At 35.5% G+C, this 16,301-nt stretch carries 16 protein-coding genes and 1 pseudogene; 3 read left to right on the top strand and 14 right to left on the bottom strand.

Going from position 1 to position 16,301, the window contains the following annotated elements; translation table 11 throughout:
• Positions 1-17: 17 nt before the first annotated feature.
• The 6 genes from grpE to gpr form a co-directional block, all read right to left on the bottom strand.
• Positions 18-632, bottom strand: coding sequence for a nucleotide exchange factor GrpE (gene grpE, locus KHA96_RS02065; protein WP_213127635.1), 615 nt, complete (start codon positions 630-632; stop codon positions 18-20).
• Between the two features lie 28 nt (positions 633-660).
• A complete protein-coding gene (gene hrcA, locus KHA96_RS02060; RefSeq protein ID WP_213127634.1) occupies positions 661-1,689 on the bottom strand; it encodes a heat-inducible transcriptional repressor HrcA in 1,029 nt (342 codons plus the stop codon).
• A gap of 470 nt (positions 1,690-2,159) precedes the next feature.
• Positions 2,160-3,287: a radical SAM family heme chaperone HemW gene (gene hemW / locus KHA96_RS02055; protein ID WP_213127633.1), complete on the bottom strand. Its 1,128-nt coding sequence runs from the start codon at positions 3,285-3,287 to the stop codon at positions 2,160-2,162.
• Positions 3,288-3,365: 78 nt separating this feature from the next.
• Positions 3,366-5,195, bottom strand: coding sequence for a translation elongation factor 4 (lepA, locus tag KHA96_RS02050; RefSeq protein ID WP_213127632.1), 1,830 nt, complete (start codon positions 5,193-5,195; stop codon positions 3,366-3,368).
• Positions 5,196-5,369: 174 nt separating this feature from the next.
• Positions 5,370-5,708, bottom strand: a complete 339-nt coding sequence (locus KHA96_RS02045; protein ID WP_213127631.1) for a DUF3679 domain-containing protein — start codon at positions 5,706-5,708, stop codon at positions 5,370-5,372.
• A gap of 67 nt (positions 5,709-5,775) precedes the next feature.
• Complete coding sequence (gene gpr, locus KHA96_RS02040) at positions 5,776-6,903, bottom strand: GPR endopeptidase (RefSeq protein ID WP_213127630.1); 1,128 nt, start codon at positions 6,901-6,903, stop codon at positions 5,776-5,778.
• A gap of 188 nt (positions 6,904-7,091) precedes the next feature.
• On the opposite strand from gpr, the gene rpsT reads away from it, so the two are divergent.
• Complete coding sequence (gene rpsT, locus KHA96_RS02035; protein ID WP_213127629.1) at positions 7,092-7,352, top strand: 30S ribosomal protein S20; 261 nt, start codon at positions 7,092-7,094, stop codon at positions 7,350-7,352.
• A gap of 307 nt (positions 7,353-7,659) precedes the next feature.
• Here the strand turns inward: rpsT and holA are convergent, their stop codons facing one another.
• Positions 7,660-8,682 (bottom strand): DNA polymerase III subunit delta, encoded by a 1,023-nt coding sequence (holA, locus tag KHA96_RS02030; RefSeq protein ID WP_213127628.1) that lies wholly within the window; start codon positions 8,680-8,682, stop codon positions 7,660-7,662.
• 333 nt (positions 8,683-9,015) lie between these two features.
• On the opposite strand from holA, the gene KHA96_RS02025 reads away from it, so the two are divergent.
• Positions 9,016-9,150, top strand: coding sequence for a YqzM family protein (locus KHA96_RS02025; RefSeq protein WP_213127627.1), 135 nt, complete (start codon positions 9,016-9,018; stop codon positions 9,148-9,150).
• A gap of 144 nt (positions 9,151-9,294) precedes the next feature.
• Here the strand turns inward: KHA96_RS02025 and KHA96_RS02020 are convergent, their stop codons facing one another.
• The 3 genes and pseudogenes from KHA96_RS02020 to KHA96_RS02010 form a co-directional block, all read right to left on the bottom strand.
• Positions 9,295-11,595: a DNA internalization-related competence protein ComEC/Rec2 gene (locus tag KHA96_RS02020; RefSeq protein ID WP_213127626.1), complete on the bottom strand. Its 2,301-nt coding sequence runs from the start codon at positions 11,593-11,595 to the stop codon at positions 9,295-9,297.
• A gap of 346 nt (positions 11,596-11,941) precedes the next feature.
• Positions 11,942-12,376, bottom strand: a pseudogene (locus KHA96_RS02015) (ComE operon protein 2); the annotation flags it as partial.
• Between the two features lie 64 nt (positions 12,377-12,440).
• Complete coding sequence (locus KHA96_RS02010) at positions 12,441-13,058, bottom strand: helix-hairpin-helix domain-containing protein (protein ID WP_481748199.1); 618 nt, start codon at positions 13,056-13,058, stop codon at positions 12,441-12,443.
• A gap of 73 nt (positions 13,059-13,131) precedes the next feature.
• On the opposite strand from KHA96_RS02010, the gene comER reads away from it, so the two are divergent.
• On the top strand, positions 13,132-13,953 hold the full coding sequence (gene comER / locus KHA96_RS02005) for a late competence protein ComER (RefSeq protein ID WP_213127623.1): 822 nt from the start codon (positions 13,132-13,134) through the stop codon (positions 13,951-13,953).
• 118 nt (positions 13,954-14,071) lie between these two features.
• On the opposite strand, the gene KHA96_RS02000 is transcribed toward comER, so the two are convergent.
• Genes KHA96_RS02000 through KHA96_RS01985 form a run of 4 tightly spaced genes read right to left on the bottom strand, consistent with a single transcriptional unit; the run spans position 14,072 to position 16,299 of the window.
• Positions 14,072-14,812 carry a class I SAM-dependent DNA methyltransferase gene (locus tag KHA96_RS02000; protein ID WP_213127622.1) on the bottom strand — a complete coding sequence of 247 codons (741 nt, stop codon included), beginning with the start codon at positions 14,810-14,812 and terminating at the stop codon, positions 14,072-14,074.
• Positions 14,809-15,165, bottom strand: a complete 357-nt coding sequence (gene rsfS, locus KHA96_RS01995; RefSeq protein ID WP_213127621.1) for a ribosome silencing factor — start codon at positions 15,163-15,165, stop codon at positions 14,809-14,811. The genes KHA96_RS02000 and rsfS overlap by 4 nt, the downstream gene beginning before the upstream one ends.
• Positions 15,162-15,737, bottom strand: a complete 576-nt coding sequence (yqeK, locus tag KHA96_RS01990; RefSeq protein ID WP_213127620.1) for a bis(5'-nucleosyl)-tetraphosphatase (symmetrical) YqeK — start codon at positions 15,735-15,737, stop codon at positions 15,162-15,164. Before yqeK ends, rsfS begins: the two co-directional genes overlap by 4 nt.
• Positions 15,727-16,299, bottom strand: a complete 573-nt coding sequence (locus KHA96_RS01985; RefSeq protein WP_213127619.1) for a nicotinate-nucleotide adenylyltransferase — start codon at positions 16,297-16,299, stop codon at positions 15,727-15,729. Before KHA96_RS01985 ends, yqeK begins: the two co-directional genes overlap by 11 nt.
• Positions 16,300-16,301 lie beyond the last annotated feature (2 nt).

Raw genomic sequence — 16,301 nt, 5'->3', positions numbered from 1 at the left:
CCCAAAATATGTAGATGCTATTGATTTACTTTAACCATAGATGGTCTAATCACGCGGTCTTTAAGCTTATAGCCTTTTTGTAATTCTTCAACAACAATATTTGAAGCAAAATCAGGCTCATTTGTCTGCATAACAGCTTGGTGAAAATTCGGATCAAATTCTTGACCGACCGCTTCAATCTGTTCAGCACCTTCTTGCTTTAACACGTCTACAATGTTCCGATAGACCATTTGTACACCATTAAGCAACGCCTTCGACTGTTCATCTTTTAGTTCAATTTGCATTGCTCTTTCAAAATTGTCGATTGCAGGCAACAGGTTCGTAATCAAGCTTTGCGATCTATATTTTTCGCTCGCTTCCCTTTCAAGCTGGGAGCGTCTGCGGAAATTTTCAAAATCAGCATACAATCGTAAGTATCGATTTTCAGCTTCTTCCACCTTTTTTTCTAGTTCAGAAATCCTCAAGGCAGTTTCATCTACTGCTTCTTCATTCTGTGTAGTTTCAACTTGTCCAACATCTTCAGCTTCTTTTGTGCTTTCTTCTTGTAAAGATTCAACGGATTCAGTATCTTCGGCTACACTATTTGTTTGATCTTTCAATTGATCTGATGTTTCTTTCGTTTGATCGTTCATAAAACTTCACCTCCTTAAAACTTCATACTCATTGATGAAATAATTTCGTTAAAACTAGGCTCAAATCCTTGCTTAAAAAATCCAATAAGCTGATAACACGTGAATATTCCATTCTAGTTGGCCCCAATATTGCGATGGTTCCAACATCATCTTTCCCTATGGAATAAGTAGCAGTGATAAGACTGCAATCTTCCATTTGAGTATTCTCATTTTCTCTGCCAATTTTGACATTAATCCCACGAGGTGTATGCTTGAACAATTCATATAAACCGTGTTCCTGTTCAATCATATCCATTATTGAACGGATTTTTTCAATATTTTTAAATTCTGGCTGATTTAACATATTCATTTTTCCGCCAAAAAACAATCTTTCAGTTGGATGAATGTCAATAGTAGATAGAATAGAGTTCAACAATAGATCAAAACGTTGAATATTTCTTTGTAGCAAAGCGGCAACTTCCTTATAAATTGTTTCCCTTAGATCCGCAATAGAAACACCGATTAATTTATCGTTTAAAATGTTCACAAGCTTCTCAATCTCTTCAGGCGCCATATTTTCGGGAAGCGTAAATACTCGATTTTCTACATGACCTGTGTCCGTAATAATAATGGCAACCGCCGTCTCTTTATTTAACGGAACGATTTGTAATTTCCTTAATTTATTTTCCTTTACAGCTGGACCTAATAATATCGCAGTATAATTCGTTAATTCTGAAAGAATGATAGCAGACTTTTGCGCAACATTTTCCAATTCATATATTCGTTCAGCAAAAATAGAATGGAGTTTCTGAATATCATTTGCATGTAAAACTTGTGGAGCAAGCAAATGATCTACATAATACCGGTACCCTTTCTCAGAAGGTACTCTTCCGGAAGATGTATGTGTCTTTTCTATAAAGCCCCATTCTTCCAAATCGGCCATCTCATTTCTAATGGTCGCAGAACTGAGTGGAATATTAATTTTTTTGGAAAGACTTCGCGAGCCGACAGGTTGTGCAGATCGAATAAAATCATCAATAATCACTTGTAATATAAGCAACTGACGATCTGTTAGCAACATTTATCACCTCTGTTAGCACTCTATTCAAATGAGTGCTAAATCTATAATAAAAGTATCAAAATGCTTTGTTGATGTCAACGATTTTACACTTCTGAAATTATGAACAAAAAGGCAAGCGCTTTTGCTTATTGTTGTATAATCTTTGGGACTGCAGGCAAACATTAAGGAAACACGCTGAGCCATGAAAACTGGAGTCGGCTGTTGAGAAAGGAAGGATAATACCATAACGCCCTTTCGCTTCGCCTTCACTATAATGTATTGTGTCAAGCGAAATCCTCATCCAAATTCTTCTCAACTCAACAAACAAATGATCCAAGACAAGAAAATCATTTCTTGCCTCCTCGAAAGACTAATCCCGTGCTAGACAAGAAGATGTAACATATTAAGGAGAACGAAAAATGTTGAAGCTCTATAATGAATGTCTAAAGACCAATAAAAATCTATTTTTTCTTACCTAATAAAGAAAATCATAAAAGAAATGCTTGGAAAACCTCATTTCCTAAAAGCTTTCCCCGATTTGTCAAATATAAAAAGTCTTCACTTTTCGTTAATAGCCCACGATCCATCATCTCGCTAATTGGAGTCTTAAAAATATCCATTACATTTTCATTATATTTTTTTTGAAAAAGACTTATTTGCACTCCTTCAATTTTTCGTAATCCAAGGAACATTTCTTCTTCCATTTTTTCTTTTTTTGTTATTTTATTTTGGTCAAAGAGTGGTCTTCTTCCTTCACTGAGCGGTTCCATATATTTTTTTAACGGCCCTGCGTTCGAATAGCGAATATCATTTATATAGCCATGTGCCCCAGCACCGAAACCAAAGTATTCGTCATTGTTCCAATAAACCAAATTATGCTTGCTCTCGTAACCAGGCTTTGAAAAGTTACTGATTTCATATTGCTCCAGTCCACTTTTCTCCATTTCTTCCATTAATATTTTATACATTTCAGCTTCTACATCTTCACCGGGAAGATGCAACTTGCCTTTTCGCATTAAGTTATAAAAAACGGTTTTCGGTTCTACAATTAAGGAATAACTTGAATAATGAGGAAGGTTAAGTGCGATTGCTTCTTTTAAAGTCGCTTGAAAATCACTAATGGTTTGGCCGGGCAAGGCATAAATCAAATCGATGCTTATATTTGAAAATCCACATTTAAATGCTTTATCTAATGATGAATAAACATCTTCCACCCTGTGTGTCCGGCCAATTTTTGCTAACAGTTCATTATTAAAAGATTGGACGCCAAAACTGATTCGGTTTACTCCGTATTCAGCCATAATTTTTAATTTATCTATCGATAAATCCCCTGGATTGGCTTCAAATGTAAACTCACCTTCAGAAAAAGGCAAATAGGTCCTTATTCCTTTACAAAGGGTTTCCAATTGTTCTTCATTTAGAGAAGTGGGAGTGCCCCCGCCAACAAAAATAGTTTCCAATTGTTGAATAGGCGTTTCTTTATTTACTATTTCAAATTCTTTTATGAGCGACTGAACGTACTCATCAACTGGCTGACCTTTTAAAAAAACTTTATTAAAATCACAATAATGACAAATATGTTCACAAAACGGAATATGAATATACGCAGCTTTCATTTTTTACCCTCTTTAAAAATGAAAGGGAAGTGCAACATGAATCGTTCCATGCTCTCCCTCCCCATCATCATTTATTATTTATTTCCCTTGTTCATCTCTTTTAAGTACGGCCATGAATGCTTCTTGAGGAACTTCAACGGAACCAACTTGTTTCATCCGTTTCTTTCCTTCTTTCTGTTTTTCCAATAATTTACGTTTTCTGGAGATGTCTCCGCCATAACATTTGGCTAAAACGTTTTTACCCATCGATTTTATCGTTGAACGAGCAACAATTTTTTGGCCTATAGCCGCTTGTATGGGAACTTCAAATTGTTGCCTCGGGATAAGTTCCTTCAATTTTTCTACAATTACTTTCCCTCGATCGTAAGCAAAATCGCGGTGGACGATAAAACTTAAGGCGTCTACCTTTTCACTATTTAATAAAATATCCATCTTCACCAATTTTGAAGGTTGATAGCCAATCATTTCATAATCAAATGAGGCGTAACCTTTAGTATTAGATTTTAACTGATCAAAAAAGTCATAGACGATTTCTGAGAGAGGTATTTCATAAACGACATTTACCCTAATGTCATCCAAGTATTGCATATCGACAAAATGCCCGCGCTTCTGTTGTGATAATTCCATAACCGCTCCAACGTAATCATTTGGAACCATCATGGAAGCTTTTACGTAAGGCTCTTCTACATGATCAATTTTTTGAGGATCCGGCATATTGGACGGATTATCAATTTTCAATTCCGTTCCATCTGTCATATACACTGTATAAATAACACTTGGTGCAGTTGTAATTAAATCAATATTAAATTCTCTTTCAATCCGTTCTTGAATGATTTCCATATGAAGCAGTCCTAAAAATCCACAGCGAAATCCAAATCCAAGTGCTTGTGAAGATTCAGGTTCAAACTGGAGCGCGGAATCATTCAACTCTAATTTTTCTAATGCCTCTCTAAGATCATTGAACTTGGCGGAGTCGATTGGGTAAAGACCGCAAAACACCATTGGATTTAATTTCCGATAACCTGGCAGCGGTTCTGAAGCAGGATTTTTTACGCTTGTGATTGTATCCCCAACACGAGTGTCCCCTACATTTTTAATAGAGGCTGTTAAAAAGCCAACATCTCCAACTGTAAGCTCATCCACTAACACCGGCTTCGGGGCATGAACGCCAACTTCATTTACTTCAAACTCTTTGCCGGTCGCCATCATCCGAATCTTATCGCCAGCTTTAACCGTTCCTTCCATTACACGTATAGAGGCAATGACGCCGCGATAAGCATCATATAATGAATCAAAAATCAGTGCCTTTAATGGTCCTTCAGGATCGCCGGCAGGTGCAGGAACCTTTTCAACAATCTGTTCAAGTATATCTTCTATTCCTATTCCTGCCTTTGCGGAGGCTAAAACTGCCTCAGAAGCATCAAGTCCTATTACATCTTCAATTTCTCGCCTTACTCTTTCCGGATCAGCCGCAGGTAGATCAATTTTATTGATAACAGGTAGAATTTCAAGGTTATTATCCAACGCCAAGTATACATTGGCCAAGGTTTGCGCCTCAATTCCTTGTGCTGCATCAACAACTAAAATAGCCCCTTCGCATGCTGCAAGACTTCTTGAAACTTCATATGTGAAGTCGACATGACCTGGTGTATCGATAAGATGAAATGTATAATCTTCTCCATCTTTCGCACTGTATTTTAATTGAACTGCATTTAATTTTATCGTAATGCCCCGCTCTCTCTCTAAATCCATGGAATCTAGCAATTGATTTTTCATTTCCCGGGATGTGAGTGCTTTCGTTTGTTCAAGAATACGGTCGGCCAAGGTAGATTTACCATGGTCGATATGGGCTATAATTGAAAAGTTGCGGATTTTCTCTTGTCTTTTTTTTCTTTCCTCTAAGTTCATCGTGTTCACTCCTGTTAATCGACGCAAGTATGCTAGCGTAAATTATAACAGCAGTACATTCAATGAGCAAATGGAAAATAAGAAAGGCCACTTATAATGGAAAGTAGCCTTTCTCCTAATAATCAATTTCTGAAGTTGAACTTCACTTCAAGCAACTATGTGTAGAACAGAGCATTATAATAAACTAGAAAAAAACTCAAAAATCTTTTGTGTAGTACTTGTAACAATGTCGGCTAGAAATTTTCCCGTTTCCGAAAAAAAATTATAGGCTTTTGCTTCTTCTAATTTTTCTTTTCTGTCCTCAAAATTAAAAGTTGGAAGATCCTTGCCCATAAAAGTTGACTCTACTTCGCCATCATCATTTTGCTGGACTGTAACCGGGGTCTGGAATGAGTTATCTGAGTAGCCTTTCATATTAAGCATTCCTTCATTTGCTTTGTTCATGCCGATCAGAACACCTACTAATAGGACGCACACTAGTAGAAAGCATTTAAATATAAAGTTTTTCATCATTCCAGCACCTCCTCTATCATTCCTTCTATTAAATGATATGTCCATTAAACATATGATAGAACCTTTTTTATCTCGTTTTAAAGCCTGCATCTGTTTGATCAACAGCTGTATGAAGCGCCGCGTTCAAACCTGAAGCAATCAAATTTGCCATATCTTCAATGAATACATCTACTTCTTTAGGTGTCACCATTAAATTATGTCCTAGCGGGGCCAATACCTCGTGGATCAGCCTTCGTTTTTCTTCTTCTTCAAGTGTTCCTACCATTCCTAAAAATGTTTTTCTCTGGTTTTCTTCCGGTAAATCTTCGTCGCTTAGTTTTCTTTTTTCACCAAATGTCAATCCTGCTGGAGCAAGTGATCTTGATGGTCTAGCCGATTCCTTTATTTCTTTGCCAAAATGTTTAAGCAAAAAATCAATAGTATCGCTTGTAATTGTTACAGCATCTACGACTGTCGGCACCCCAATAGAAATAACAGGGACTCCCAATGTTTCTTTGCTTAATTCCTTACGTTTATTACCCACTCCCGATCCAGGATGGATGCCTGTATCTGATATTTGAATAGTGGCATTAACCCTTTCTATTGAACGGGATGCCAAGGCATCAATCGCAATAATAAAATCAGGTTTTGATTTTTCACTAACGCCGAAAATAATGTCACTTGTTTCAATTCCTGTCAGTCCCATTACCCCTGGGGCAATAGCGCTTACTGGTCTGTAGCCTTTTTCAACTTCATGCGATTCTAGTTGAAATAAATGCCTCGTAATGACAAGATGTTCACAAACTTGTGGTCCCAATGCATCTGGAGTAACATTCCAATTTCCGAGACCAACCACTAGACAACTTGCCGTTTTCGGGATATTCAACATATCTAAAAATCCACTGAATTCCTTAGCAAATGTTTCTTCTACTTGCTGCTGCAAAACAGAATCTTGCGACCTGATTCCTTGAACTTCAAGAGTTAAGTAATGACCTGCCTTTTTTCCTAATTTCTCTGCTCCCTCAGGGGTAATGGTAGCTAAAGATATTTTTATATCCCCATCCATCTTTTCTTTTATGACTACTCCATTTATTTCTTTCTGTTCTACCTTATTTTTCTTATTACCTATCAACTGAGCTAAAGCCATTTCGAATGCTTCTTTTGCCAAGTCTGTTCTTACGGCATAACGGCTTAAATCAAGTTCATCATTCTTCATCAAACTAACCTCCTAAAAAGGGAACTTTACTTCCCATCCTTTCCTTTCATACCATTTTTCATTCAGAAGTATTGCAATCCTATTATTCGTTTGATAAAATATCTCTTGTTCTTATTGTTAATGAATAATGGTATATTAGTGAAAGTCGAGTGACATAGAACCTCGATCATTGTCAGGAGGTGAATGGAATGCCGAACATTAAATCTGCAATTAAACGAGTAAATATTAATGAAGCTAAAAACGCTCAAAACTCTGCTACTAAATCTGCAATGCGTACTGCTGTTAAGAAATTTGAATCAGCTGTTGATTTAAATGAAGATACTGCAAAAGATCTTTTTAAGAATGCCGTAAAGCACCTTGATAAAGCTGCTACAAAAGGCTTGATCCATAAAAACACAGCTAACCGTCAAAAAGCTCGTCTAGCAAAAAAATTAAGTAAAATGGCTTAATAAAGCTAAAGTTAAAACGGACCATAATATCCACCTTTAGGATATAGTGGTCCGTTTTTCTTTCTAAGGAACCTAAGTCAAGTTTGTAACTGCTTCTATTGAAAAGTAATAGACTTAAAGACTTAAGAAAAAAGGTATAATTCCCTCTAAAAATGAGGTATTATACCTTTGTTCTTTGGATATGAAATTTATTACAAGTTAAATAAGCGGAAAGCGCAGCACCAAGAATGCAAATCAACAACTGTATTTAAAATTGACTTTTATATTGGAGGGCCATTTTTACCCTTAATTAAATAAGCGACGTTTTTTACGATATTTTCAAGCTTCCTAATTTAAAGAGAAATAATTCCAGTGATACCTCTCGACCCGATCCACCAGTTTTTAACTGTTCATCTGTTTGAGCAAGAAAATGAATAATTTCTCCCAGTTCTTTATCATTAAAAGAACGCGCTTGTCCTGATGCTAGCTTGACTCGAAAAGGATGAGTTTTTAGTGTACCCGCAATTTGCTGCTGTCCATATCCCCGCTTCATTAGTTCCTTCACTTGATAAATTAAACGGAATTGACTTGCCAATAGCGCCAATATTTTTATCGGTTCTTCATTTTGCTTCCTTAAGTCATAATAAATCCTAAAAACTTCATCCATCTTTCTTTGTACTACCTTATCAACTAAATCAAATATATTCTGTTCCAAAGATCTCGATGTGAGCTTTTCAACAATATCATCCGTAATGACTTTTGAATCCTTCACATACAAAGACAGTTTCTCTAATTCGGAATGGAGATTCATTAAATCAGGGCCAACTAATGCTAATAATAAATTAATCGCATTTTCGTTTATTTGCTGCCCTTTTTTTTCTATTTGCTCTGAAATCCAATTATGTAATTCTCGCTCAGATAACTTTTTCGCCTCAATGATTTCTGCATTTTTTTTGAGTAATTTTGTTATTTTTTTTCGTTCATCTAATTTTTCATAATTACCTGCTAAAACTAATATTGAGTATGGTGCAGGTGATTCGATATAAGATTCAAGCTTCTTAATATTATGTTCCACTTTATCCTTTGATTTTTCAGAAGTTAAAAATATTGGATTATTTAAAAAAACGATCTTTTTATCTCCAAAAAAAGGAAACGTTTCAGCATCTTCAAGTGCCTCTTCTACAGTTGTTTCTTCCATATCATAAATGGATAAATTAAAATCCATTTCTTCATCTGTTAACACATTTGTCATTAATTTCTGTTTCGTCTCATTGATTAAAAAGCTCTCTGTTCCATATAATAAATAAAGTGGTGAAAACTGTTTTTTTTCTATCTTTTCCCAAAGTTTCATGTCTTTGCCCTGCCTTATTTTAGATCTTACTTATATCGTATGAGAGCTAAGCTCATTTGACAAGAGGCAAAGGGGACAATCCACCAAATTGTGAAGTTGCCCCCGATCTATGATGAACGCTTCAAAATAAGGCCTAGGATACTTAAATCGAAGCGGATATAATTTTATTATCTCCGGAGTTTCTAAGCAGAAGTTTCGAAAGAGAAACTTGTATTTGTATTGTAGCCTTCTTCGTAAAAAGTATGGGTGTCAACTCTTGTCAGCAGTGGTAATGGAATTGTGGATTTTTTTTTAATCTTCGTCTATACTATAGTGGAAATAGGAGGGGTAGTCGTGAATGAATTTGAACAAAATGCTCAATCAAAACGAAATGATGCAATAGATTCAGGCGTTGGTTTTGTAGTTTCTTTTGTTTTCTTTACAGCCATCTTTGTGATTGGTACAGTTATTGAACTTCTTGGAAAATAATTATTAAGGCTTACACCTCGCAAAAGGAAGTTTGTTAAACAAACTTCTTTTTTGTTTGCAGATTTTTATGCCTTTATTATTACTCAATTGCAACAATAAGAATTGACGCTTTACTTATTTCAATCAAGACTTATATGTTTTATCTTATTGCATAATGGTGTGAAAGGTTCCACCTCTTTTTGTAAAAACATAATGAACAGCTCCTTGTTTATCTGTCCTGAATAATTGAACGTTGTTTTCTTCAAATACATCAAGCACTTCTTTATGAGGGTGGCCGTAACGATTATCATCCCCTGCGGAAATAACTGCATATTCTGGACGAACAAATTTTACAAAATCTGATGTTGATGACGTTTTACTGCCATGATGTCCGACTTTTAGTACATTAATATTCAACCTTCTATATGCCTGAATGATTTCTAGTTCCCCTTCCTTTTCCACATCACCCATAAAAAGCCAAGTCAAGCCTCCAAACTCAGCAAATAATACAAGTGAATCATTATTTCCTTCATAGTGTTCATCAAAAGGAAAGATAAATTGGAATTTCCCCGACTTATTTTCCCATGCCGTACCTGCTTTTTCTTCATGAATAGGGATTCCGTATGTTTCCGCAATACGCAAAATATTTTTCATTAAAGGATTCTGCCAAGAATTAGGAGAAATAATCAGTTCATTAATCGAAATTTCATCTAGTAATTCTTTTGCGGCACCAATATGATCTGCATCACTATGAGTAAGAATCAGTTTATTTACTTTGCTGATTCCTTTACTTTTTAATACTGGCACTAATATATGTGTCCCTACTCGAAAAGGTTTCTTGCGTTTCTGCCATTCCTGAACAGGAAAATCAAGCTGGCCACCCGTATCAATTAAATATGTTCCACGATTATAAGGCAATTTAATTAACGTACTATCACCTTGACCAATATCAATAAAGACCACTTCTCCTTTTGGTGAATAATGAATCAAGGATATATGAATGAGTAAAATGAAAGTTACTGGTAGAACAGCTATAGTTCTCGGCTTTCTTTTTTCAGTTAAAAAGACATAAAGATATGCACCTAAAATCATAAAAATAATACTGACCATACTAGGTTTTCCTGTTATGATTGTAGAAAATTTAAAAGTACTAGCTAGACTAGCTAATTGTTCTGAATAATTGATCAGTGATGCCAATATTTCAGCTAAAAAGGTAAATAACTGATCACTAAAAAACTTAAGTACAAATAGTCCAAGTATTGAAGGTAATATGATCGCTGTATAAAAAGGGACAAAAACAATATTAGCAATAATGCCAATTAAAGAAAATTCAAAGAAGTGGAAAGCGAGAATGGGAAAAGAAGCGAGTGTAGATACGGTCGAGGTGTCCATCATTTTTCTTAAGTAAGAATGATTTGCCGCAAAAATGGTTTGTGAAGATACAATTAAACAAAAAGTAACACAATAAGAAAGTTGAAATCCGGCATGATAGATCAAAAGTGGGTCAAAAAACAAAAAAATAATAAAACTGATTGATAATGCATCCAGACTTGTAATAGGAAGTCTCCATTTTTTTGAAGATAATAAGAGCAATGACATTAACACGGCCCTAATCACTGGGGGATTTGCTCCGCTTAAAACAGTATAAATAGGGAGAAAAATCATGAGGAACCAATAAATGGTTTCTTTGGAAATACCAAGTCGAAGACAAACAACATATATTATTCCTACAAAAATTGCGATATGCAGACCGGATATCGCTAATAAATGAACGACTCCAATTTGCTGGTAGGATCGATATGTATTTTCAGAAAATGATGATCGATCACCAAATATAAGCGCGCTTGCATAAGGAATTAACTGATCTGGGAAACTGTTTTCTACCGCTTTAACCCCTTTAGATCGAAGGTTTTGTAAGTAATACTTAAAAGATGGCTTTGCCGCAAAACATTCATTCCATACAAGAGTATTTGCTACAAGCAGCCAATGGATATTTTGTCTATACAAATATTGTTTATAATTAAATGCAAATTCATTGCGGTTGCTTTCAGGCTGAATCAATTCACCTGAGATAAGACATGTAGTTCCCGAATTAATATGATTTTCTAAAATTATTTTTTCTGATTCATCTTGGATTATATAGGAGAAAAGAAGCTTTTCCTGATCGGAAATCACGATCGCTTTTAAGCTGTTTCCGTTAAATTGAGGCACTTCGTTGAAGGTAACATACATGTTTGTTTTTCCATGTTCTAAAATTGACACGTTATTTCTTTCATTCATACTGGCTACACACATAAATAGAATAAGGGAAGCCAAATAAAACAATAACAACTTTCCTTGCTTTTCGAAAATGATTCGGATAACCCCAATTAAAACAAGTATAAGTGTTAATAAATGAAACTCCAAGATAAGCATAACTCCTGAAATTGCTGCAATTCCAGCATAAAACCATTTTCCTGTCGCCATCGCAACTCCTTTCTAATTATAGACTCTCAGCATTCACCGAAACAGAGATTTTCTTATTTCATTTTCAAGTCTTCTTCCTGTTTTATTAATAATTTTCGCAATTCATTATTGAATGAAATGAATAATTTTCATATAGATCTTTCCTCATACACCGTTGATTTTCCGTTCTAGGAGAACGTGTCCGGAATGCAAACAACTGTAGCGGAAATCAACCACACCAACTTAGAAGAGTGACGATACTTGTAATAACCTATTGGACTTCTTTGTTTTTACACATTGAGCCTATAGGGTTGGAGGCTGCAAAACAGCCCCTCCCTATTAACGATCACTCTGCAAACGTTAAAAACACTTCTTTATTAAAAGGAACCTGTTCCACCGCGATCCCCGATTGTTCAAATAATTCGATGGCATGAGGATGATTTTTATAATCTTCAGCATAATAAACGGTCTTTATCCCTGCTTGTATTATAGCTTTACAACATTGCAAGCATGGAAAATGCGTAACATATATTTCAGCATTTTCTGTTGGCACTCCAAATTTCGCACATTGTAAAATGGCATTCATCTCAGCATGGATCGTCCTTACACAGTGATTATCAATGACATAACACCCTTCATCAATACAATGAACTCCTCCTGCGATAGAGCCATTATAACCCCCCGCAATAATTCTTTTATCCCTTACAATCGTTGCTCCAACAGTAAGTCTTGTACAAGTACTTCTATATGAAAGAAGATGGCTTTGTGCCATAAAATATTGATTCCACGATATTCTTTCCATGTAAGTCTCCCTTTTCTGTTTTCTTCAGTTTATCGACTTTAGCAGCTGATAGTCAATCATTCAATTATTTAACTGTAATTAAATCCTGCAATCTTTCAAATGTTTTTGGACCGATCCCCGAAATTTTTTGAAGATCTTCAATTTGTTTAAATGCGCCATTTTGCTCCCTAAATTCAATGATGGCAGCTGACTTGGCCGGGCCAATACCTGGCAGTGTCTCAAGTTCAACTGAGCTCGCCGTATTTAAATTGACCTTATCATTTTGTTGGGATGGTGAAGAATCATTCATAAAAGGATTTTCACCTTCTTCACCAATCTTTGGAATATAAATCACCATCTCATCATGAACTTTCTGGGCAAAATTCACTTGACCCTCATTTGCTTTATCTAGCAATCCCCCCGCTTTCTCAATAATATCAAAAACACGATCCGTCTCAGTTGCTTCATAAAGTCCAGGGGATTTTACAGCTCCTTTAACATCCACAAAGATCTTTAATGCTAAACGATCATCTTCTTCCTTCTCCTCTATTCCTGGTATGTCTCCCTCTCCTAAAGGGAGATTGGCATTTACGACTACTTGATTATCCTTTGGCTGACTTATAAATAAAAAGAGCGCTAGTCCAATTACAATGGCTCCAACTAAAACAGATTTATATTTTTCAAGCCATATCAATTTAACCACCTCACTTGAAATGAATATTTTTTTTTTGTTGGCATACATTTGTTAGGAGGAGATAGGCGAAGGAGGGACAGGAATGAAGGTCGGAGTAATTGGGACAGGTAATATGGGAACAATACTTTCTGAAGCATTGATTGATGGTAATGCAATAACTCCTTCAGAAGTAATTGTAGTTAACAGAACGAAAGCCAAAGCAGAAATGCTTAAACATAAATATGAGGATATTGTAGTAGCTGATCGTATTAGTGATGTAGTAAAAAAATCAAACCTTATTTTTCTTTGTGTAAAACCTAATGAATTTTACTCGCTGATTCAGGAGAATCAATCATATTTTAAAAAAGACCAATGCCTCGTATCGATTACGAGTCCAATCCAAACTGCCTGGTTGGAAAAAACATTACCTTGCTCTTGCATTAGAATCATACCAAGCATAACAAACAGAGCATTTTCTGGAGTTACTCTCTTTACTTTCGGAAAATTGAGCGATCAAAAATGGCAGGATAAATTAATAGACATGTTTTCACATATTTCAGTTCCGATCCAAATTAAAGAGGAAATCACTCGGATTTCTTCGGATATTGTTAGCTGTGGACCAGCTTTTTTTAGTTATATTACGAGAAGATTTATTGAGGCTGCAGTCACTGAAACTTTGATTGATAGAGAGACTGCAACAAAGCTTGCGGAGGAAATGTTGATCGGTCTTGGAGAATTATTAAATAAAGGATTTTATTCTCTTCCTGCATTAGAAGAAAAAGTTTGTGTTAAAGGTGGTATTACAGGAGAAGGAATAAAGGTTTTGGAAAAAGAGCTTGATGGGGTATTTGAAAAGGTACTTCAGGCAACACACGCAAAATTTAACGAAGAAGTGGAAATTTTGAAAAAAGATTTCACAGTATAATCAATTATACTTGTTTCACTTAAAAGCGCAAGTGTTAAAAAGGACGGCGAATTAGCCCGCCGTCCTGACACACATTAATTAAAACTTATATCTAATTCAATTTTTTAAAGGCTATGCCTTATTTTTGGCATGTAAAAAAGATTCTTTCCGCAGTTTCAGTAGGTGCTTGATCTGAAAAATCTGCACTTATCGACTTAATAGCAAAATTTGCTTCTGTAAGCCAATTAATATATTGATCGGTTCGATATGTACGCTGTTTATGCAGTTCGTCAAATCGATTATATTTTCCTGATTTATCATCCATAACAAAGAAGGTTAATTCATGCTCTATTGATAGGGAATGTTCGCCGGGAAAACTTGTCCATATATAAGAAACTTCATCATCGGCAAAAGAATACGTTTCATTTAAAAATTGGTCAATTTTATTCGGTGAGTGAACATCGAATAAAAATAATCCCCCATCATTTAAATGTGTAAAAACATTTTCAAACGTTTTTTGTACTTCTTCTGGTGTACGTAAATAATTTAAGGAGTCGCAAAAAATAGTGATGATATCAAAGGAACCAAGCCCTTCGAGCAGACTCATATCCTGCTCAAACAAATGAATTTGCAGCCCCCTTTGCACTGCTTTTTCCCTTGCAACCATTAACATATCATCTGAAAGATCAACTCCAGTTACATCAAATCCCCTTTCGGCCAATAAAACAGTTAACTCACCTGTCCCACAAGCCAAATCGAGAACGCGATTTCCTTCAACTGAATATCTTTCCTTCTCTATACATAAGAATTCTAACCAGCTCTTATAAGGTACTTCCTTCATTAAAAAATCGTACACATATGCTAATCGTTCATATGTCACTGTTCAAGTTCCCCTAAAACGTCTTCAAAGGGAGCATCTCCCCAAAGCCTCTCCAAATTATAATAACTGCGATCATCACGATGGAATACGTGTGCGATGATATTTCCCATATCAATCAATACCCATTTTGCTTCATCAAAGCCTTCCATCTTATTAACAGTCAAACCTACCTTATTCGCTTCATCTTTAATTTCTCTTGCAATCGCTTGGACTTGTTTTTCTGAGTTCCCATGGCAAATGAGAAAATAATCTGCAATGAATGAAATACCTTGCATATTCAGTACTACTATTTCTTCAGCTCTTTTATCGTCAGCTGCTTTAACAACTGTTTTTAATAATTCTTTCGTACTCAAATTGTGTTGCCTCCTTTATTTAAAACAAAACTATTATATGCTTCGAATGTATCGGGAAAAATCGCTGCATTTTTACGAATAAGAAAAGATATTGTATTATTGATTGCTTTAAATACCGCTTGATCTAAATCAATTTCAGCTAATTCCCTCGTCTCCTCTACGCCTGGAAAGCTGCGGCCGGGTTCAATATAATCAGCTAAGTATATGATTTTTTCTAGAAGGGTCATATTAGCTCTACCAGTCGTATGAAATCGAATAGCATTAATGATATCTTCATTGTCGATCGAAAATTCTTTTTTCAATATATACGCAGCTGCAGGACCGTGCCATAGTTCGGGATGGAACAAAAGCAAGCGATCATCTGCTTTCGCTTCAACGAGAATATTCTTTAATTCATTAATAGGAAAAAGCTTTGCATAATCATGAAAAATTGCGGCGATTTCAGCTTGCTTTTGATTGGCCCCATATTTTTCGGCTAGTTTAACTGCCGTTGAGACTACTCCTAATGTATGCTGAAACCTTGGACCTTTTAATTTTTTTTCAACAATTTCAAGTGCTCCATCACGATCCATACAATTGATTCTCCTCAATATAGTTAATTACCCCATAAGGTAATAAATAATTGATTGTTTCACAATGCTTACTTCTATGTCTAATCATTGATGATGATATTTCGATAAATGGAACTTCAATTTGGATGATGGGATAAGTAGTTTCAAGCTGATAATTCGGCCGGTTAACGCCAACAAACTTAATCATCTCCATTAACTCATTTATCTTTTTCCAATGTGGCAAATATTCCACCATATCTGCACCAATAATAAAATAATATTCATGATTCGGATTCCGCTCGATAAGCATTTTCATCGTATCGTACGTATAGGATCTCCCTTTTCTCTCCAGCTCTATTTTTTCAATTGAAAAATAGGGATTGCCTTGGATAGCCAATTCAATCATTCTAATTCGATCTCTATTCGTTGTATGGCTATCTCTTTCTTTATGTGGAGGCTCTTGATTGGGCATAAACTGTATTTCATCCAATTGCAAACGATGAAATACTTCATTAGCGATAATTAAATGTCCAAGATGAGGGGGATCAAACGTTCCGCCTAAGATGCCAACTTTTTTCTTCATTA

The sequence above is a fragment of the Bacillus sp. FJAT-49711 genome (assembly GCF_018343715.1).
GTDB lineage: Bacteria > Bacillota > Bacilli > Bacillales > Bacillaceae_C > Lederbergia.
Note: the sequence above shows the minus strand (reverse complement) of the source record. Positions and strands in the feature narration are given on the sequence as shown.